Consider the following 17,995-nt stretch of genomic DNA (forward strand, 5'->3'; position numbering starts at 1 on the left):
CGTAAAAGAAGAAAGAGTCTCGGTTAATGTAAACCTTGGTGAACGAAAAAAATGAGGTGGAAAACGTGGAATATAAGCGAATTAAGCCAAAAAAAATATACGAAGAAGTAGCTGAAACGCTTCTTGAGAATATAAAAGAAGGCAGCTTAAAGCCTGGTGACCGTTTGGATTCAGTGCAGCAGCTGGCGGAAAACTTTCAGGTAGGGCGCTCAGCTATTCGTGAAGCTCTTAGCGCTCTGCGGGCGATGGGGCTTCTGGAGATGAAGCAAGGAGAAGGCACATTTGTACGCGAATTTAACTCTGATATGCTGTCTTTGCCTGTAACTAGCGCTGTATTAATGAATAAAAATGATATTGAATATTTGCTTGAAGTGAGAAAAGTATTAGAAATTGGAGCTGTTCGAGCGGCAGCTCAAAAGAGAACAGATGCGGACCTTAAACAACTGTCTGATAGCCTGGAGCAAATGAAAGGAGCGTTTGGCAATGAAGAGCTGGGAGAGAAAGCAGATTTTGCTTTTCATTTAGCCATTGCCAAAGCCTCGCAAAACCCTCTTTTAGTGAAGCTTATGAATAACGTATCAGAAATGATGATTGAAACGATGAAAGAGACAAGACGCATCTGGCTTTATGCGGAAGAAAAAACGGCTGAACGGATTTATAAAGAGCATCAGCAAATTTATGAAGCTATTCTTTCTCAGCACGCAGAAGACGCTCAGCATTTTATGATGAGTCATCTTGATAATGTTGAACACGTGTTAATGAAATACATACCAGAAGAAAAATAATGCCATTTCAGGTAGAAAAGTGTGCACCAAATAACAGAAAAACTAAAATTCAAGCACCTTCCGATAATTTATGCTTGCTCTATTGTGAAAAGATTTACATAATAGAAACTAGGATTGTCAAATGGAGGGTTACAAAGTATGAAAAAGCAATATAGAGATGATAGTTTAGCTTTGCATACAGATTTATATGAACTGAATATGGCACATACGTATTTTAAAGACCATATTCATAAACGCCGTTCTGTATTTGAAGCTTACTTTCGTCGGATGCCGTTTGAAAGCGGTTATGCTGTGTTTGCCGGGCTAGAAAGAGTAATTGATTTTATTGCTAATTTCAGATTTAGCGAAACGGACTTAGATTATTTATATGAAGAATTGCATTATGAAGCGGAGTTTATCGACTATTTAAAGCAAGTTCGCTTTAGCGGTAATGTTCGTTCGGTTGTAGAAGGCGAAATGATTTTTGCTAACGAACCGATGCTGCAAATTGACGCTCCTTTAGCGCAAGCGCAGCTTATTGAAACGCCGCTTTTAAATATTTTAAATTTCCACCCGCTGATTGCGACAAAAGCATCGCGTATTCGCCTGGCCGCGGGAGAAGATAATTTATATGAGCATACGGGTACGAATCAGCTTATGGAATTTGGCTCAAGAAGAGCACACGAGATGGATGCTGCATTTTACGGAGCGAGAGCTGCTTATATTGGAGGCTTTGATGCAACCAGTAATGTCAGAGCGGGGAAAGTATTTGGAATTCCTGTGTGCGGCACTCATGCTCACGCGCTTGTTCAAGTCTATCGTGATGAGTACAGCGCGTTTAAAAAGTATGCGGAATCACACCGTAACTGTATCTTTTTAGTAGATACATATAATACGTTAAAATCAGGTATTCCCAATGCTATTAAAGTAGCAAATGAAATGGGAGATCGCATTAATTTTATCGGTATTCGATTAGATAGCGGAAGACTTCCATATCTTTCTCAAGAGGCAAGAAAAATGCTTGATGAAGCCGGCTATCATGATGTGAAAATTTTTGCTTCGAATGATCTCGATGAGTACAGCATTCTAGATTTGAAAGCGCAAGGTGCCAAAATTGATGGATGGGGAGTTGGAACAAAACTCATGACATCTTTTGATCAGCCTGCGCTAGGAGCGGTGTACAAGCTGGTTTCGATTGAAGATAATCATGGAAACATGGTGGATACGATTAAACTGTCAGAGAACCCGGAAAAAATTTCCACTCCTGGTTTAAAAGAGGTATACCGAATTGTAAATCAAGTGAACCACAAATGGGAAGGCGATTATATTACGATGCAAGACGAAGTGCCGAATGAAGAGCAGCATTTAAAAATGTTTCATCCTATTCATACGCACGTCAGCAAGTTTGTCACGAACTTTAACGCACGTAAAATTCACCAGCCAATCTTTACAGACGGCAAGCTTGTGTACGAGCAGCCTACCATTGAAGAAATGAGAGCCTACTGCTTACAGAACTTAAAGCATCTATGGGATGACTACAAAGTCATTACAAAATCGAACGAAGATGTATTCCGTCCTACAGAGTATCCGGTAGACTTGAGTACAAACTGCTGGGATAACAAAATGCAAAATATTGAAGAGACTAGAAGCAAGTTACTATCTGATACCGTACTTGTGTAGATTCCGTCAGCTAGTAATGAGAGGAGAGTTTTTTTATGAAAGAGCTACAAAAGCAAATTATTGAAGAAATGCACGTCCAAAAAGAAATTAATCCCGTGGAAGAAATTCGCCGCAGCGTTGATTTTCTGAAATCCTACATGAACAAATATCCGTTTTTACGTTCGTTTGTACTAGGTATTTCCGGCGGCCAAGATTCTACGTTAACTGGAAAGCTGGCGCAGCTAGCGGTTAATGAGTTGAACGAAGAAGCGGGAGAAGAGCGCTATCAGTTTATTGCTGTTCGTCTTCCATACGGTGTGCAAGCAGATGAAGCAGACTGTCAAGATGCACTTGCTTTTATTCAACCAACAAAATCTATTTCTATTAACGTAAAACCAGCAGTAGATGCTATGCTTTCTGCTGTTGAAGAAGCGGCAGATGATAAAGTTTCCGACTTCAACAAAGGAAATGTAAAAGCGCGTGAACGAATGATTGCGCAATATACGGTAGCGGGCATGTACAGTGGAGTCGTACTCGGAACAGATCACTCTGCTGAAGCTGTTACAGGATTTTATACAAAATTCGGTGACGGAGGAGCTGACTTAGTACCTATTTTCCGTCTGAACAAGCGACAAGGAAAACAAATGCTAAAAGAATTAGGCTGTCCCGAGCATCTATATATGAAAAAACCAACGGCTGATTTGGAAGAAGATCGTCCACAGCTTCCGGATGAAGAAGCGCTTGGCGTAACGTATGAGCAAATCGACGATTATTTAGAAGGCAAAGATGTAGGTGAACATGCAAGTAACGTCATTGAAGGTCACTTCTTAAAAACGCAGCATAAACGCCAATTGCCAATCACAGTATTTGATGATTTTTGGAAATAAATAAGTAAGAAGCTAAGACAAAAGTAGTTTAGTTAAAGGAAGATCTGACCGGTGAAGATTCTTGATAGAGAATCTTCACCGGTCGGATTTTTTTAATGTTATGGCAAACGTAGGTTTCACGTATCCCAATTTCTTATTTTTTATGAAAAAAAGATAGCAAACAAAGAAAGGTATTTTCGAAAAACTAGTGAAATTAGAAAAACATAGGAGTATAATAGCATTAAGTCATCTGATGACCTGTTAACTAAAAGAAGTAAAATGATCAGCTTGGAGGGAGCAAATGATGAAAGTATCTTTATTTGCCACATGTTTGATTGATATGTTTCAAACAAATGTAGGAAAAGCGACGGTAGAATTGTTAGAACGATTAGGATGCGAAGTGGATTTTCCAAAGAGTCAAGTTTGCTGCGGGCAGCCTGCGTATAACAGCGGTTACGTAAAAGAATCAAAAGAAGCGATGAAAAACATGATAAAAACGTTTGAGCATGCAGAATACGTTGTATCTCCGTCTGGATCGTGCGTGACAATGTTCAAAGAGTATCCCCATCTTTTTAAAGGTGATACTGCATGGCATGAACCTGCCGTGAAGCTTGCTGATAAAACGTATGAGCTAACAGATTTTATTGTAAACGTTTTAAAAGTGGAAGATGTAGGAGCCAGCTTAAATGGGAAAGCCACTTATCATTCTTCCTGTCATATGACGCGTTTGCTAAACGTAAAAAAAGAACCTTTTACACTATTAAACAATGTAAAGGGTCTTGAAATGGAAAACCTTGAAAACAGTCATAACTGCTGCGGATTCGGCGGGACGTTTTCGGTTAAAATGGGGCAAATCTCTGAACAAATGGTCGATGAAAAAGTGAGCTGTATAGCTAAGACAAACGCAGAGTACTTAATTGGAGCTGACTGCGGCTGTCTTATGAATATTGGAGGAAGAATTGAACGAAAAGGACAGCCTGTAAAAGTGATGCATATCGCTGAAGTGTTAAATAGCAGAATGTAAAGAAAGGAGAATACCGAATGTCTATGAAAATAGGAAACGATCAGTTTAAAAAACGCGTCGATGATGGAGTCAATAATGCGTTTATGCGCTTTGCGGTTTCAGGTGCTCAAGAGCGCTTAAGAAGCCGTAGATTAGATGCGGCAGAAGAGTTAGGAAACTGGGAAGAATGGAGAGCGCTGGGCGAAGAAATTCGTCAGCATACGCTTGAAAATTTAGATTATTATTTAGAGCAGCTCACTGATAATGTAGCTAAACGCGGAGGCCACGTTTTTTTCGCTCAAACAGCTGAAGAAGCGAATGAGTACATAAAAAATGTAGCGAAGCAAAAACAGGCAAAGAAAGTGGTTAAATCCAAGTCAATGGTTACAGAAGAAATTCATATGAACGCTGCTTTAGAAGAACTAGGCTGTGAAGTTATTGAAACGGACTTAGGAGAATATATCCTGCAAGTAGATGATCACGATCCGCCTTCTCATATCGTAGCTCCTGCGCTTCATAAAAATAAAGAACAAATTAGAGATGTGTTTCAGGAAAAGCTTTCTTATAAAAAGACAGAAAAACCTGAAGAACTAGCTCTTCATGCCCGGGAAATGCTGAGAAAAGAATTTTTATCAGCAGATATTGGCATCACAGGATGTAATTTTGCGATTGCAGAATCTGGATCTATTTCACTTGTAACCAATGAAGGAAATGCAAGGTTAACAACAGCCCTTCCTAAAACGCAAATTACGGTTATGGGAATGGAAAGAATTGTGCCAACGTTTGAAGAATTTGAAGTGTTGGTAAGTCTGTTAACTAGAAGTGCAGTAGGTCAGCGGCTTACAAGTTACGTAACAGCGCTTACAGGACCTAGACTTCCTGGAGAAGTAGATGGACCGGAAGAGTTTCACCTAGTAATTGTGGATAACGGACGATCTGCGATTTTAGGAACTGAATTTCAATCTGTTTTACAGTGTATTCGCTGTGCGGCATGTGTGAATGTATGTCCCGTGTATCGCCATATTGGAGGACATTCATATGGATCTATTTATTCAGGTCCGATTGGAGCTGTATTATCTCCTTTACTTGGAGGCTATGAAGACTACAAAGAGCTTCCATATGCCTCAACGCTATGCGCAGCCTGTACAGATGCCTGTCCGGTCAAAATTCCGCTGCATGAGCTATTGCACAAGCATCGTCAGCGAATTGTCGAAAAAGAAGGAAAAGCACCTATTTCGGAAAAGCTGGCGATGAAAGCATTTGGCTTGGGAGCAGCTTCTTCTTCTCTATATACAGTGGGCGCTAAAGTAGCACCGGCAGCTCTTACTCCTTTTATGTCAGGAAGCAGTATTTCCAAAGGGCCTGGTCCATTAAAAGCGTGGACGGAAAGCAGAGAGTTTCCAGCGCCTACAAAAGAGCGCTTACGAGATTGGTTTGATAAAAGGAGTGATGATGATGAACGGAAGCATTCAAAATAGAGACAGTTTTTTAGACAATATCGCTGCTAATCTTAAGCGAAGCAGGCGAACAAGCGGCGTAGTAAAGCCACAATGGAAGCATGCTCCTCAGCATGAGGTCTACCGCAGCTATTCGCCAGATCAATTAAAGAAAGAGCTTGAAAACCATTGCGAACGTATTCATACTCGCTATGTAGAAACATCATCACAACACTTGCCAGCTGTCCTTGAGGAAGCTGTAGCGAACTATGGAAATGGTCTTGTCTGCACGTGGAATGATCCTAGGTTTTCCGAATATGGATTGAATCTGCTGATGGAGAAATGGGAAACAAGCAGTAGCCTTCATGTATGGAATTCTGGAAAAGGCGATGAGAATATTAAACTAGCTGAACAAGCAAATGTTGGCATTACCTTCAGTGATTTGACGCTAGCGGAATCCGGCACAGTTGTTTTGTTCAGCAGCGCTGAAAAAGGACGATCGGTAAGCTTGCTGCCCGCCACTTATATTGCAATCATACCTCAAAGCTCAATTGTTCCTCGCATGACACAAGCCGCTGAAATGATTCATGAAAAAGTAGAGCGAGGAGAAAAGATTGCTTCTTGCATTAACTTTATTACGGGACCGAGCAATTCAGCTGATATTGAAATGAATTTAGTAGTTGGTGTGCATGGGCCTATTCAAGCAACTTATATTGTAGTGAATGATCGATGAGGCTGTGACAAACGTATTTTAGCCCAAGTGAAAAACGAACCATTACTCAACGTGTTTGAGTAATGGTTCGTTTTCTTTGTTATGGTGAGCGTAGGTTTCATCCGTTTCGTTCCTTCTAGCAGTTGATTGGAAGGCAAAGCGAAGACTCCTGCGGAAAGAAAAGCCTTGCACGGAAATCAACAGCGGTGTAACAAGCGGTTCAGCTCATGTATCCAATTTGTTTGTCTTTAGATTAGATTGATTTAGTTATGAGCCTCTTTTATTCATGCTTTCTTTCTAAATAGCGGGATAATGTGAAGAAATGTCGTATTTTGAATAAACGTGCCTAATTTTAAAAAGGTAAAAAGCAAATCTTGTAGAATATTAAGTCTATAGATAAAAGGTGGGGAAATGGGAAGTGCAAAAGAAAGGAGCAATGAGCATGTCACCACACAGAGAATTAACATCTGAAGCTGAGCAAAAGCAGCAAGGTGAATTACAGCAGCTACGAGCTATTTTTAATGACGTATTAGATGCCATTGTCGTATTTGATGAGTATTTTCAAGTTATAAATGCAAATGAATCAGCCTGCGGGCTGTTTGAAAAAACAAAGGATGAGCTATTAACGTATCAAATGAAAGATTTTCTGATGTATTTTCCGTATGACATGATTGAAGCGTATTATCCAGCACTCTTAGAAGAAAGCTATTTCAAATATGAAGGCGCGATGACGCTTCGAAGCGGCATGATGAAACATGTTGAATTTACTTCACACAAACATAGTCACATGTCGGGCATTATTGTGTGTACATTTCGGGATATTACGCAGCACAAAATGATGGAAAATGAACGGTTTATTAGTCATCATATGTTTATGGATGTATTTAATGAAGCGGTAGACGGAATTGTCATTTTTGATCGAACGGGTCAGCTTATCGACGCGAACCCTTCATTTTGCGAACGATTAAATTATACAAGAGCACAGCTTCTAACCAAAACATTAGAAGAGCTTGTAGAACCTACTTATCATTATAAGGTGAAAAAATTATGGAGAACTCTGCATCAAGAAGGAAAGACAAGCGGTGAGCTACCGATCAGGCTCGAAAATGGAGACGTTACTTTTTTTGAATTTACCACAACGGCTAATATATACAGTCAATACTATATGTCCATTATGAGAGATGTGACGGAAAAACGGCTGATGGAGCAGCAGCTGTTGAGAAGCGAAAAAAATTTCAGGGCTATTTTTGAAAATGCGATTGAAGCGATCTTGATTTGGAGAGATGATGGTGAAATCTTGAACGCTAATCTTGCTTCTTCGCGTACATTTGAGCTGCCGTTAAACAAATTAATTGGAAGCAATTTGTATACATTTATCGATACAAAAAGCTTTAGTGCGTTAAAGGTGCTCCAAACGTTTCAAACAAAAGGAGAAATTCGCAATCAGCTTCCTTTTTACATGCCAAATGGAGAAATCAAACAGTTGGAATTCACAGGGAAAAAAGGCATTATAGAAGGAGACCATTTAACGATTTTTCGAAACATCAGTGAACGTACAAAAATCGAACAGGAGCTTCGGAATAACGAAGAGAAATTCAGACAGATTTTTAATGGTTCGATCGATGGGTTAGTTTTATGGGACGGCAAGCGAAATATTATTGATGTAAATTCTTCTCTTTGTGATATTCTAGAACTCAGCAAAGAGGAGATTTGTGCGCACTCCATGGAGGATTTTATTTCTTCAGCGAATTTGGATGCGGTCATTGAGCATAAAGAAACGATTGAGCAAAAAGGGGAAGCTGAAGGAGAGATTACGTACGTTACGGGGAACGGAAAAGTTAAAAATATCGAATTTTCCACGAAAAAAGATATCTTACCAGGTCTATATATGACGCTTTTAAGAGACGTAACGGAACGAAATCAAATGCAAGAGCAGATTCGAAAATCGGATACGCTTCAAGTAGTCGGACAGTTAGCAGCTGGGATTGCGCATGAAATCCGCAACCCGATGACAGCTTTAAAAGGGTTTGTTCAGCTGTTAGAAAGCAGCATTCAAGAAGACCACTCTCTTTATTTTGATATTATTAAATCTGAATTAAAAAGAATTGAAACCATTATTACAGAGTTTCTCGTACTCGCTAAGCCACAGGCCGTAAAGTTTGAAAAGAAAAATCTAGCTGCGGTTGTTAAAGAAACGATTGATTTATTAAATGCTCAAGCGCTTTTAGAAAATATTCAGTTTGAACTAAGTGTGTCTCCTCAGCTGCCAATGGTGTACTGCGAGCCGAACCAGATTAAGCAAGTACTAATAAATGTCATTAAAAATGCAATTGAAGTCACGTCAAACGGAGGAAGAATTATTGTTGAAGTCTACTCTACAGAGCCGCACTACGTGACGGTCTCCATTCGAGATCAAGGGGATGGAATGCCCGAAGAGCGCATCAAGCGCTTAGGAGAACCATTTTATACGACAAAAGAAAAAGGAACGGGACTCGGTTTGATGGTCTCATATAAAATTATCGAAGAACATAAAGGGCGAATTGAAGTGGAAAGCAAAATAGGAGAAGGCACAGCTTTTCATGTTATTCTTCCAGCTTAATTAGAAAGGATAAAAAATATGTACTACGGAGAAATGAATTTATTTTCTGATTTGAAAATTTATATTGTAGCCTCGGAAACAGGGGTTCAACATATTTGGTTTGATAGCGATGATCATAATGAGCAGCTTAAAGAACTTGTCCATGACGAGAATTATCACCATGTGAAAGAAGCGAAGCGACAGCTGGAGGATTATGCTGAAGGGCGCACGCTAACATTTGATTTGCCTTTGGATATAAAAGGAACAGACTTCCAAAAAGAAGTGTGGCTAACGCTTAAAGGTATACCTTATGGACAAACGTGGTCTTATAGTGATGTAGCGGAGTCTGTTAATCGCTCTAAAGCCGTAAGGGCTGTGGGACAAGCGAATCGTCGAAATCCACTGCCTATTATTTTACCTTGTCACCGTGTGATTGGAAAAAATGGAGCTTTAACAGGTTATGCAGGCTCCCAAACTCATATAAAAGAGAAACTATTAATGCTTGAAAGAAATGTAGCAAAAGGCGCTCTGGAGTTAAAATAACTATTCACCGTCCAATTTCCAGCCTTCTCCCTGCACAAAAACACCGTCAATTTGCTGAGGAGAAGGGAGGGAATTTAGTTCTTCATCTTTGGATAAATCGAATAGCTGATAGTGCTGCTTACGATTCAGCGCTTTGTTTTTATCTGTTTTTTGCTCTGAACTCATATTTACTCCCCCTTATTCAAAAAGAATCCCCTATAATATATGTAGAAAAAGAAGAGAGTACTGTTACAATTGTGTTACAAATGCAGGTGGAAACCAGTGCTCAACAAAAAAAGCCGCATAGCAGCGGCTTTTTTTATTGAGCAGATTGCAGCAAAACTTTTTGAATGGATTCCAAAGACGGGGAATGGATAATTCCATGCTCTGTAATAATGGCCGTAATCAGTTCGCTTGGCGTCACATCAAAAGCTGGATTGTACACAGAGATTCCGTCTGGAGCAATTTGTGTATCTCCAATGTGCGTTACTTCTTTAGGTGAACGTTCTTCAATAGGGATGCTGCTGCCGTCTTGAATAGATAAATCAAATGTGGACTGCGGCGCTGCTACGTAAAATGGAATACCGAATGCTTTCGCTAAAAGAGCAAGTCCATATGTTCCAATTTTGTTAGCCGTATCGCCATTTGCTGCAATGCGGTCAGCACCTACAATAATCCCATTAATTCCTTTTGTTTTAATGGTATGAGCGGCCATATTATCCGTAATCAGCGTCACGTCCACTTCCGACTGCTGAAGTTCCCAGGCTGTTAAGCGAGAACCTTGAAGAACGGGTCTTGTTTCACAGGCAAATACTTCAAGCGGAATATCACGCTGCTTAGACAAGTGAAAAGGTGCTAAGGCTGTTCCATAATAAGCTGTAGCAATTGAACCAGCATTACATATTGTCATGATTTTATCCTTCTTTTTAAATAAAGAAAGAGCATAATCCCCAATTCGGTAGCACGTTTCTTCATCTTCTACTTGAATTTGAATAGCTTCATGAACAACTTTTGTTTTAGCTTCATTAACGGACGAAGCGGATTCAGCGCTTTTCGCTACGCGCTCCAATGCCCAAAATAAATTGACGGCAGTAGGGCGTGAGCTAGCTAAATACTGTTGATCAAGAGCTAGCTTTTTGTTAAATTCCTTGACTGAATCTGTGTCATAGCTAAGCGCAGAAAGAGCAAGACCAAAAGCCGCCGTAATGCCAATTGCAGGGGCTCCGCGTACTTTCAAGGTAGTGATAGCATCCCATACGTCTTTAATGGTTTGCAGCTTAATATATTCAACGTTGCCAGGAAGCTGCTGCTGATCTAATAAAGTAATATATGATTCATTCCATTCCACTGAGCGCGGAAGTGATAGTGTATTTGTCATGCTGATACCGATCCTTTCATTGTGTACATTATTCGTTATCGAAGTAAATGTTCAAATTCATTTGGTGAAACGTCTTGTTGGTGCAGAAGCAAATAGCGTCCAATTTTTAACGCAGTACGTTTAGCGTTAATTTTTCTTTCCTCTGAAGAAATTTCGTCTAAGTCCGCCACGTGAGCTAAGCCAATCGTACGTCGAATGATTTCACATCCTGCATATCCAACAGCATCTTGCCACGTTTGCGTTAAAATTTCATGTAATAAGCGCTCATCTTTAGCGAAAGGTTCAGTGTTTTCAGAATGCCAAAGCGCAGTAAAGGTATCTTTGAATACGTTCCATGTGTTCGTAATGTGTGCAAATAACGGTTCGCGATTTGTTTCTCGAGAAAGAGCATTTAAAAATAAATTCGCAACAAATTGCCCTAAATCGAATCCAAACGGACCGTAAAAAGCAAACTCTGGATCAATCACTTTCGTTTCTTGACTGCTAGCAAAGATGCTGCCTGTATGTAAATCACCGTGGATTAGCGTTTGCGCATTTGTTAAAAATTTATATTTTAATTTTGCTGCTTGTAGCTTTACATCACCATCATTCCACAATTCTTCTACATCAGGACGCAGCGCTTTTTCAAATTCATTTGTATCAATATCAAAAAAAGGATCTGTAAAAACTAAATCTTCCGTAATATTGCATAAGTCGGGGTTGCTGTACTTAACAACTTCTTCTTTTTTATCCTGAGGTTTTAAGGCGAAATCAGACGTTTTGAACGCAATATGTCCTAAAAAAGAACCGATATGCTGTGAGAGCAGAGGATAACTTTCACCTTGAATAAGTCCGGCGCGAGAAATCGTTAAGTGAGACAGGTCTTCCATGACCGTAACAGCAAGCGTTTCATCGTGGTAATAAACAGCGGGCACAAGTTCTGGCGTAAATGCACCGAATTGCTTGAGCGCATTGCTTTCAATTGTGGCACGGTTCAAGGATAGAGGCCAGCTTTCGCCTACAACTTTTGCATAGGGAAGCGCTTGTTTGACGATAATGGATTTATTCGTTTGATCATTTATGATGTGAAAGACAAGATTTAAGTTGCCGTCACCAATTTCACGGGCAGTCAGTGCTTCTGTGGCATCAAAAAGACCTAGCTTTTTCACAAGTTTGATTGCTGAAATTTCTGTTAAAGGGTGATACTTCTCTGTTTTTGTTATTGACATCGGAATCCCTCCATAGTTTATTAAACTGATTTGTTTACTAAGTTAATAGGTTTAAGAATATATGGAGGCTTTTATAATTTTAGAAAATATAAAAGCCTCTTTCGTTGGAAAGAGGCTTGATTGTAGTGTTCAAACCTCTTATCTGCCAGAAAAAATTACTTTCTGTTGGAATTAGCACCGTGCCTTTGTAAAACATGTTTTACGGGTGTGATCCATCTTAGGATGGAATGACGGTCGGTTGCTGGGCTTCACAGGGCCAAATCCCTCAGCCAACTCTTGATAAGAGTACGATTACTTATTCAATTTTGATTTGTTTGAATATTTTATGATATCTGGTGAAAATCGTATCATGCAAAAAAACGGCTGTCAATACATAATTAATAAAATTCTGTACGGCGATCTGTAAAGACGGGAATTTGTTTACGAATTTCTTTTACAAGTTCCAGGTTAACGTCAGCACTTAAAAGTTCTTCGCTATCGCCAGCTTCAGCGATTATTTCTCCCCACGGATCGATGACTAAGGAATGTCCGGCAAATGTGTTATTAGGATCTTGGCCTACACGATTACATGCGATTACATAGCATTGATTTTCGATTGCACGGCTAATGAGCAGGGCTTTCCAGTGGGCAAGTCTTGGAGCCGGCCACTGAGCGACAACAAACAAGACTTCTGCTCCGCTGCTAGTATGAACCCGTATCCATTCTGGGAAACGAATATCGTAACAAATAACTCCTGCGCACAGTGACTGTTCAAGTGTAAAAAGGTTTTTTGCTGTTCCTGCTTCTAAATACAGGTGTTCATCCATTAATTTAAATAAGTGCAGTTTACTGTATTGTGATACTTCACGACCTTTTCGGTCAAAAATATACATCGTATTCGTGACGCCTTGCTCTGTTTTTTTCGCGATCGAACCTCCCACAATATTTACTTCGTTCGTTTTAGCAAACTGAGAGATTAATTGCTTGGCTTGCTGCCCTTCATCATCTGCAATTTCGTCTAGCCGCGTCAAATCATAGGCTGTATCCCATAGCTCAGGAAGCACAAGGATATCAGGGTTTTCTTTCAGGGCTTCCGTCATCTTTTGTTCGATATATTTTCGGTTTTTAGTTGGGTTTCCAAACGCAATATCAAGCTGCAAACACGTAATTTTTACACTCACTTTATCATCCGTCCTTTTTTAGTAGTTGAAAAAAATGACTTTACAAGTTGAGTATTACAATATATTATTTGTGACTAGAATTTCAAGAATTTTTTGAGAAGGTGTGCGATGATGAAACAATTTGAGCAATCGGAACTATTAAAAAGTTTACCAAAACAATTTTTTGCATCACTTGTGGGCAAGGTAGGAAAAGTAATGGCCCAAGGGCACGACGTTATTAACTTAGGGCAGGGAAATCCTGATCAGCCTACTCCTTCACATATTGTAGAAACACTGCAAAAAGCAAGTGCTAATCCTATGCATCATAAATATTCTCCATTTCGGGGGCACCAGTTTTTAAAAGAGGCCGTGGCGACTTTTTATAAACGAGAATATGGCGTTGATGTGGATCCTGAAAAAGAAGTAGCTATTTTATTTGGCGGAAAGGGTGGACTTGTTGAAATCCCGCAGTGCTTGTTAAATCCTGGAGATACGGTGCTGGTTCCAGATCCTGGATATCCTGACTACTGGTCTGGAGTAGAGCTTGCAAAAGCCAAGATGGAAGTGATGCCTCTCACGGCTGAAAATCATTTTCTACCCGTATACGAAGAGATAAGTGAACGTGCTAAAGAACAGGCAAAGCTCATGTTTTTAAACTATCCGAATAATCCTACTGGTGCAGTGGCAACGGCAGAATTTTTTGAAGACACCGTGGCGTTTGCTGCCAAGCACGATATTTGTGTGGTACACGACTTTGCTTACGGAGCAATTGGGTTTGATGGTAAAAAGCCAATCAGTTTTTTACAGACGCCTGGTGCAAAAGAGACGGGAATTGAAATTTATACTCTTTCTAAAACGTATAACATGGCGGGATGGCGAGTTGGATTTGCTGTAGGAAATGAAAGTGTAGTAGAAGCTATTAATCTTCTTCAAGATCATATGTATGTCAGTCTCTTTGGGGCCGTTCAAGAGGCAGCAGCCGCAGCTCTGTTGGAATCTCAACAATGTGTGAATGATTTAGTTAAGCGCTATGAATCTAGACGCAATACCTTTATTCAAGGGCTTCGAGAAATTGGTTGGGATGTTACATCTCCAGCAGGCTCCTTTTTTGCATGGCTAAAAGTTCCTGAAGGATATACTTCCGAACAGTTTTCAGATTTACTCCTTGAAAAAGCCCACGTTGTGGTTGCTCCTGGTGTAGGCTTTGGAACATATGGTGAAGGCTATGTGCGCGTAGGACTGCTGACGGATGAAGAGCGCATGAGAGAAGCTGTATCTCGAATAAAAAAATTAAATTTATTTTAAAAACGCATTGACAATCCTTTTTGAGTTGGCTTAATATGTAAGAAGTTAACGAGATTAATAACCGATAAATCCTAGCGGTATTTTTTATTTAGTATATAATCTACGAATTCAATTTAAATAAATAGCAACTTTCTTATTAAGAGTAGGTGGAGGGACTAGCCCGATGAAGCCCGGCAACCGACTTAACGCATGTTAAGCACGGTGCTAATTCTTGCAGCCGCAGCTGAGAGATAAGAAGAGCAACGAAAGCCTCTTCTTAATCACAGAAGAGGTTTTTTTTATTAACGATATTAAACAGCAAGGGAGTTTTTAGCATAATGAGCGAAATCGTTGCAAGCTACTTACTACATGATAATAAAGGAAATTTTCATAAAAAAGCGGAAGGAATCGCTTTAGGACTAACCGTCGGCTCATGGACAAATCTGCCGCTTTTAGATCAGCAGCAGCTTCAAAAGCATAAAGGGCGCGTCGTGTCCGTAACTGAGCTTCAAGATTGCGAACGTGTAAATGGATATTTAGGCGGAGAAATTAAGCAGGCTATTGTCAAAATTGCTTATCCAACTGCCAACTTTTCAAGAGATTTACCGGCTATTTTAGTTACGGTTTTCGGAAAACTATCACTTGATGGAAAAGTGAAATTATTAGACTTGGATTTTCCTGATGAATTATTAGCTGAATTCCCAGGACCGCGCTTTGGAATAGAAGGTATCCGAGAGAAACTAGGCGTTTATGACCGTCCGCTTGTGATGAGTATTTTTAAAGGCGTGATTGGAAGAGATATGACGTACTTAACAACTCAGCTGCGTGAGCAAGCGCTTGGCGGAGTGGATTTGGTTAAAGACGACGAGATTTTGTTTGATAGTGAACGAACACCTTTTGAAGCTCGCGTTACAGAAGGAAAAAAAGTACTGAATGAAGTATACGAAAAAACGGGACACCGCACGCTGTATGCTGTTAATTTAACGGGACGAACGTTTGAGTTAAAAGAAAAAGCGAGAAAAGCAGCTGAGCTAGGAGCCGATGCTCTTTTATTCAACGTATTTGCTTACGGGTTAGACGTACTGCAGGCACTTCGAGAAGATGATGAAATTGAATTGCCGATTATGGCGCACCCAGCTGTTAGCGGAGCGCTTACGCCGTCAGAGTTTTACGGTTTTTCAAATTCATTGCTGCTTGGAAAGCTATTGCGTTTAGTCGGAGCAGATTTCTCACTGTTTCCATCACCATACGGAAGCGTAGCGCTTTCTCTTGAAGATACGACAGGCATTACCTACGAATTAACGCGTCCTGTATACAAATATAAGCAGTCTTTCCCGGTTCCTTCAGCAGGAATTCATCCTGGAATGGTACCGCAGCTTGTGAAGGACTTTGGAATCGACAGCATTATTAATGCAGGAGGCGGAGTTCACGGTCATCCAGACGGAGCTATCGGAGGAGGAAAAGCATTCCGTGCGGCGATAGATGCAGTACTCTCTCATCAAACACTAGCCGAAAAAGCTGAAGAATCAAAAGAGTTGCAAAAAGCTTTGCAACTATGGGGAACAGTAGAGGTGAAAGCATGACATCGTTAAAAATCTTTTGTGACTTTGATGGAACAATTACAAATAGCGATAACATTATTGCTATTATGAAACAATTTGCTCCTCCGGAGTGGGAAAGTATTAAAGACGACGTGTTGGCACAGCGCGTCTCCATTCAAGAAGGAGTTGGGCAAATGTTTGCCTTGCTCCCCGTGGAATTAAAAGAAGATATTATTTCTTATATTTTAGAGACGTCTGCTATTCGAGATGGATTTGATGATTTTATTGCCTATACAAAAGAGCACCATATTCCGCTTTATATTGTAAGCGGAGGAATTGACTTTTTTGTAAAACCACTTTTGGGAAATCGAGTTGCAGAGGAAATGCTCTACTGCAACGGATCTGATTTTTCCGGTGAGCATATTTCCATTACGTGGCCTCATACATGTGATAAACAGTGTACAAATGACTGCGGCTGCTGTAAGCCAACGATTATTCGCCATCTTGCAGATGAAAGAGATCATATGGTTGTTATTGGCGATTCAATTACGGATTTGCAGGCTGCCAAATTAGCTGATACGGTCATTGCACGTGACTTTTTAATTGAAAAATGTGAAGAGCTATCTCTACCGTATCGTCCTTTTTCTACTTTTTATGATGTAATTCATCATTTACAAGAATTAACAGAAGAGGTGAAAGCATGAGTATCATGGCTCAGCAAAGGTTGCATGAGCTTGCGGATATAAAAGATGAGTTGGCAGAGCGCGATTGGTTCTTCGGTACAAGCGGAAACTTAGCGATTAAAGTGGACCAAAATCCGACAACTTTCTTTGTATCAGCAAGTGGAAAAGACAAAAGAAAACGTACAAATGAAGATTTTTTATTAGTTGATCAATACGGAAAGCCTGCAGAAGACACGCATTTAAAGCCTTCTGCTGAAACGCTTTTACACGTTAAGATTTACGATTTAACGAGTGCTGGGTGCAGTCTTCATGTACATACAATCGACAACAACGTGATCTCCGAACTGTACGGAGATGAAGGCGTTATTTCATTCAAGGGTCAAGAAATTATTAAGGCGCTAGGGATTTGGGAAGAAGATGCGGAAATTACTGTTCCGATTATTCCGAATTACGCAGATATTCCGACACTAGCAGAAGAGTTTTCTCATCATATAAAAGGCGATCAAGGCGCGATTTTGATTCGTAACCATGGGATTACGGTATGGGGAAAAAATGCATTTGAAACAAAAAAAGCGCTAGAAGCCTATGAATTTCTATTTAGCTACCACGTCAAATTACTGTCACTTAAAGGCATTAAGCCAAAGGTGCATTTATAAAAGGAGGAAACAACAATGGCGCACATTCGCTTACATGTAAACAATAAAAGGATTGAAACTCAAGAGGAAGTATCAGCTTTTCTGGCAAACAATGAAGTTATTTATGAAAACTGGGACATTACAAAACTTCCAGAAAATCTTCGTGAAAAATATGATTTAACTGATGAAGAAAAAACAGAAATTTTAAACGCTTTTGGTGAGGATATTAAAGATATTTCGGAACGCCGCGGCTATAAAGCTCAAGATGTTATCTCGTTATCGGAATCTACACCAAATATTGATGAATTGTTAAAAAACTTTCAGCGCAAGCATATTCACACAGATGACGAAGTTCGCTTTATTGTAAGCGGTCATGGAATCTTTGTTATTCAAGGAAAAGACGGCGAATTTTTTGATGTTGAATTAGAGCCGGGCGATTTAATTTCAGTACCAGAAAACATTCTTCATTACTTTACATTAATGGAAGATCGCAAAGTAGTCGCTGTCCGAATTTTCGTGACAACTGAAGGATGGGTACCTATTTACGCATAACAACTACTTGTAAAGCATAGGTCATCATCACCCCG

17 protein-coding genes and 2 riboswitches are annotated in these 17,995 nt (G+C 39.9%); of the genes, 13 read left to right on the top strand and 4 right to left on the bottom strand.

Translation table 11 applies throughout. The features are described 5' to 3' along the window. Positions 1-65 precede the first annotated feature (65 nt). The 8 genes from AC0C45_RS09690 (at position 66) to AC0C45_RS09725 (ending at position 9,561) form a co-directional block, all read left to right on the top strand. The gene (locus AC0C45_RS09690; protein ID WP_034653575.1) at positions 66-785 is read left to right on the top strand and encodes a FadR/GntR family transcriptional regulator; all 720 of its coding nucleotides are present in this window, start codon (positions 66-68) and stop codon (positions 783-785) included. Between the two features lie 138 nt (positions 786-923). Beyond that, complete coding sequence (locus tag AC0C45_RS09695) at positions 924-2,444, top strand: nicotinate phosphoribosyltransferase (RefSeq protein WP_047931169.1); 1,521 nt, start codon at positions 924-926, stop codon at positions 2,442-2,444. A 35-nt stretch (positions 2,445-2,479) separates the two neighbouring features. Next, positions 2,480-3,310 carry an ammonia-dependent NAD(+) synthetase gene (gene nadE, locus AC0C45_RS09700; RefSeq protein ID WP_013082209.1) on the top strand — a complete coding sequence of 277 codons (831 nt, stop codon included), beginning with the start codon at positions 2,480-2,482 and terminating at the stop codon, positions 3,308-3,310. 283 nt (positions 3,311-3,593) lie between these two features. Continuing rightward, complete coding sequence (locus tag AC0C45_RS09705; RefSeq protein ID WP_047931244.1) at positions 3,594-4,313, top strand: (Fe-S)-binding protein; 720 nt, start codon at positions 3,594-3,596, stop codon at positions 4,311-4,313. Between the two features lie 17 nt (positions 4,314-4,330). Further along, positions 4,331-5,770, top strand: a complete 1,440-nt coding sequence (locus AC0C45_RS09710) for a LutB/LldF family L-lactate oxidation iron-sulfur protein (protein ID WP_028407882.1) — start codon at positions 4,331-4,333, stop codon at positions 5,768-5,770. Beyond that, positions 5,748-6,461 (top strand): LutC/YkgG family protein, encoded by a 714-nt coding sequence (locus AC0C45_RS09715; protein WP_047931168.1) that lies wholly within the window; start codon positions 5,748-5,750, stop codon positions 6,459-6,461. Before AC0C45_RS09710 ends, AC0C45_RS09715 begins: the two co-directional genes overlap by 23 nt. A gap of 421 nt (positions 6,462-6,882) precedes the next feature. After that, the gene (locus AC0C45_RS09720) at positions 6,883-9,039 is read left to right on the top strand and encodes a PAS domain S-box protein (protein ID WP_237893684.1); all 2,157 of its coding nucleotides are present in this window, start codon (positions 6,883-6,885) and stop codon (positions 9,037-9,039) included. Between the two features lie 18 nt (positions 9,040-9,057). Then, positions 9,058-9,561 carry a methylated-DNA--[protein]-cysteine S-methyltransferase gene (locus tag AC0C45_RS09725; protein ID WP_047931166.1) on the top strand — a complete coding sequence of 168 codons (504 nt, stop codon included), beginning with the start codon at positions 9,058-9,060 and terminating at the stop codon, positions 9,559-9,561. Here the strand turns inward: AC0C45_RS09725 and AC0C45_RS09730 are convergent, their stop codons facing one another. The 4 genes from AC0C45_RS09730 to AC0C45_RS09745 all read right to left on the bottom strand — a co-directional run bounded on the left by AC0C45_RS09730 (position 9,562) and on the right by AC0C45_RS09745 (position 13,286). Beyond that, entirely contained in the window at positions 9,562-9,726 is a 165-nt protein-coding gene (locus AC0C45_RS09730; RefSeq protein ID WP_013082215.1) for a hypothetical protein, read from the bottom strand. It abuts the gene before it with no gap. A gap of 133 nt (positions 9,727-9,859) precedes the next feature. Further along, positions 9,860-10,918, bottom strand: coding sequence for an S-methyl-5-thioribose-1-phosphate isomerase (mtnA, locus tag AC0C45_RS09735; RefSeq protein ID WP_472928117.1), 1,059 nt, complete (start codon positions 10,916-10,918; stop codon positions 9,860-9,862). A 35-nt stretch (positions 10,919-10,953) separates the two neighbouring features. Then, entirely contained in the window at positions 10,954-12,126 is a 1,173-nt protein-coding gene (mtnK, locus tag AC0C45_RS09740; RefSeq protein ID WP_047931164.1) for an S-methyl-5-thioribose kinase, read from the bottom strand. A 135-nt stretch (positions 12,127-12,261) separates the two neighbouring features. Further along, a riboswitch (SAM riboswitch) is annotated at positions 12,262-12,412 on the bottom strand. 91 nt (positions 12,413-12,503) lie between these two features. Next, positions 12,504-13,286 (bottom strand): carbon-nitrogen family hydrolase, encoded by a 783-nt coding sequence (locus AC0C45_RS09745; protein ID WP_013082218.1) that lies wholly within the window; start codon positions 13,284-13,286, stop codon positions 12,504-12,506. 111 nt (positions 13,287-13,397) lie between these two features. Between AC0C45_RS09745 and AC0C45_RS09750 the strand changes: the two genes are divergently transcribed. The 5 genes from AC0C45_RS09750 (at position 13,398) to AC0C45_RS09770 (ending at position 17,960) form a co-directional block, all read left to right on the top strand. Beyond that, the gene (locus AC0C45_RS09750; protein WP_025749446.1) at positions 13,398-14,570 is read left to right on the top strand and encodes a pyridoxal phosphate-dependent aminotransferase; all 1,173 of its coding nucleotides are present in this window, start codon (positions 13,398-13,400) and stop codon (positions 14,568-14,570) included. A gap of 130 nt (positions 14,571-14,700) precedes the next feature. Next, positions 14,701-14,807: riboswitch (SAM riboswitch) on the top strand. 80 nt (positions 14,808-14,887) lie between these two features. Further along, a complete protein-coding gene (gene mtnW / locus AC0C45_RS09755) occupies positions 14,888-16,132 on the top strand; it encodes a 2,3-diketo-5-methylthiopentyl-1-phosphate enolase (protein ID WP_472928118.1) in 1,245 nt (414 codons plus the stop codon). Beyond that, complete coding sequence (locus AC0C45_RS09760) at positions 16,129-16,794, top strand: 2-hydroxy-3-keto-5-methylthiopentenyl-1-phosphate phosphatase (protein WP_472928119.1); 666 nt, start codon at positions 16,129-16,131, stop codon at positions 16,792-16,794. Before mtnW ends, AC0C45_RS09760 begins: the two co-directional genes overlap by 4 nt. Beyond that, complete coding sequence (locus AC0C45_RS09765) at positions 16,791-17,429, top strand: methylthioribulose 1-phosphate dehydratase (RefSeq protein ID WP_047931161.1); 639 nt, start codon at positions 16,791-16,793, stop codon at positions 17,427-17,429. Before AC0C45_RS09760 ends, AC0C45_RS09765 begins: the two co-directional genes overlap by 4 nt. Positions 17,430-17,444: 15 nt before the next feature. After that, positions 17,445-17,960 carry a 1,2-dihydroxy-3-keto-5-methylthiopentene dioxygenase gene (locus tag AC0C45_RS09770; protein WP_013082223.1) on the top strand — a complete coding sequence of 172 codons (516 nt, stop codon included), beginning with the start codon at positions 17,445-17,447 and terminating at the stop codon, positions 17,958-17,960. The last annotated feature ends 35 nt before the right edge of the window (positions 17,961-17,995 follow it).

It is taken from the genome of Priestia sp. VA7, assembly GCF_055710015.1.

Bases quoted from the DNA above. Each gene is read 5' to 3' on its own strand.
- AC0C45_RS09695 (WP_047931169.1), top strand. From the start codon at position 924: ATGAAAAAGCAATATAGAGATGATAGTTTAGCTTTGCATACAGATTTA.
- nadE (WP_013082209.1), top strand. From the start codon at position 2,480: ATGAAAGAGCTACAAAAGCAAATTATTGAAGAAATGCACGTCCAAAAA.
- AC0C45_RS09705 (WP_047931244.1), top strand. From the start codon at position 3,594: ATGAAAGTATCTTTATTTGCCACATGTTTGATTGATATGTTTCAAACA.
- AC0C45_RS09710 (WP_028407882.1), top strand. From the start codon at position 4,331: ATGTCTATGAAAATAGGAAACGATCAGTTTAAAAAACGCGTCGATGAT.
- AC0C45_RS09715 (WP_047931168.1), top strand. From the start codon at position 5,748: ATGAACGGAAGCATTCAAAATAGAGACAGTTTTTTAGACAATATCGCT.
- AC0C45_RS09720 (WP_237893684.1), top strand. From the start codon at position 6,883: ATGTCACCACACAGAGAATTAACATCTGAAGCTGAGCAAAAGCAGCAA.
- AC0C45_RS09725 (WP_047931166.1), top strand. From the start codon at position 9,058: ATGTACTACGGAGAAATGAATTTATTTTCTGATTTGAAAATTTATATT.
- AC0C45_RS09730 (WP_013082215.1), bottom strand. From the start codon at position 9,726: ATGAGTTCAGAGCAAAAAACAGATAAAAACAAAGCGCTGAATCGTAAG.
- mtnA (WP_472928117.1), bottom strand. From the start codon at position 10,918: ATGACAAATACACTATCACTTCCGCGCTCAGTGGAATGGAATGAATCA.
- mtnK (WP_047931164.1), bottom strand. From the start codon at position 12,126: ATGTCAATAACAAAAACAGAGAAGTATCACCCTTTAACAGAAATTTCA.
- AC0C45_RS09750 (WP_025749446.1), top strand. From the start codon at position 13,398: ATGAAACAATTTGAGCAATCGGAACTATTAAAAAGTTTACCAAAACAA.
- mtnW (WP_472928118.1), top strand. From the start codon at position 14,888: ATGAGCGAAATCGTTGCAAGCTACTTACTACATGATAATAAAGGAAAT.
- AC0C45_RS09760 (WP_472928119.1), top strand. From the start codon at position 16,129: ATGACATCGTTAAAAATCTTTTGTGACTTTGATGGAACAATTACAAAT.
- AC0C45_RS09765 (WP_047931161.1), top strand. From the start codon at position 16,791: ATGAGTATCATGGCTCAGCAAAGGTTGCATGAGCTTGCGGATATAAAA.
- AC0C45_RS09770 (WP_013082223.1), top strand. From the start codon at position 17,445: ATGGCGCACATTCGCTTACATGTAAACAATAAAAGGATTGAAACTCAA.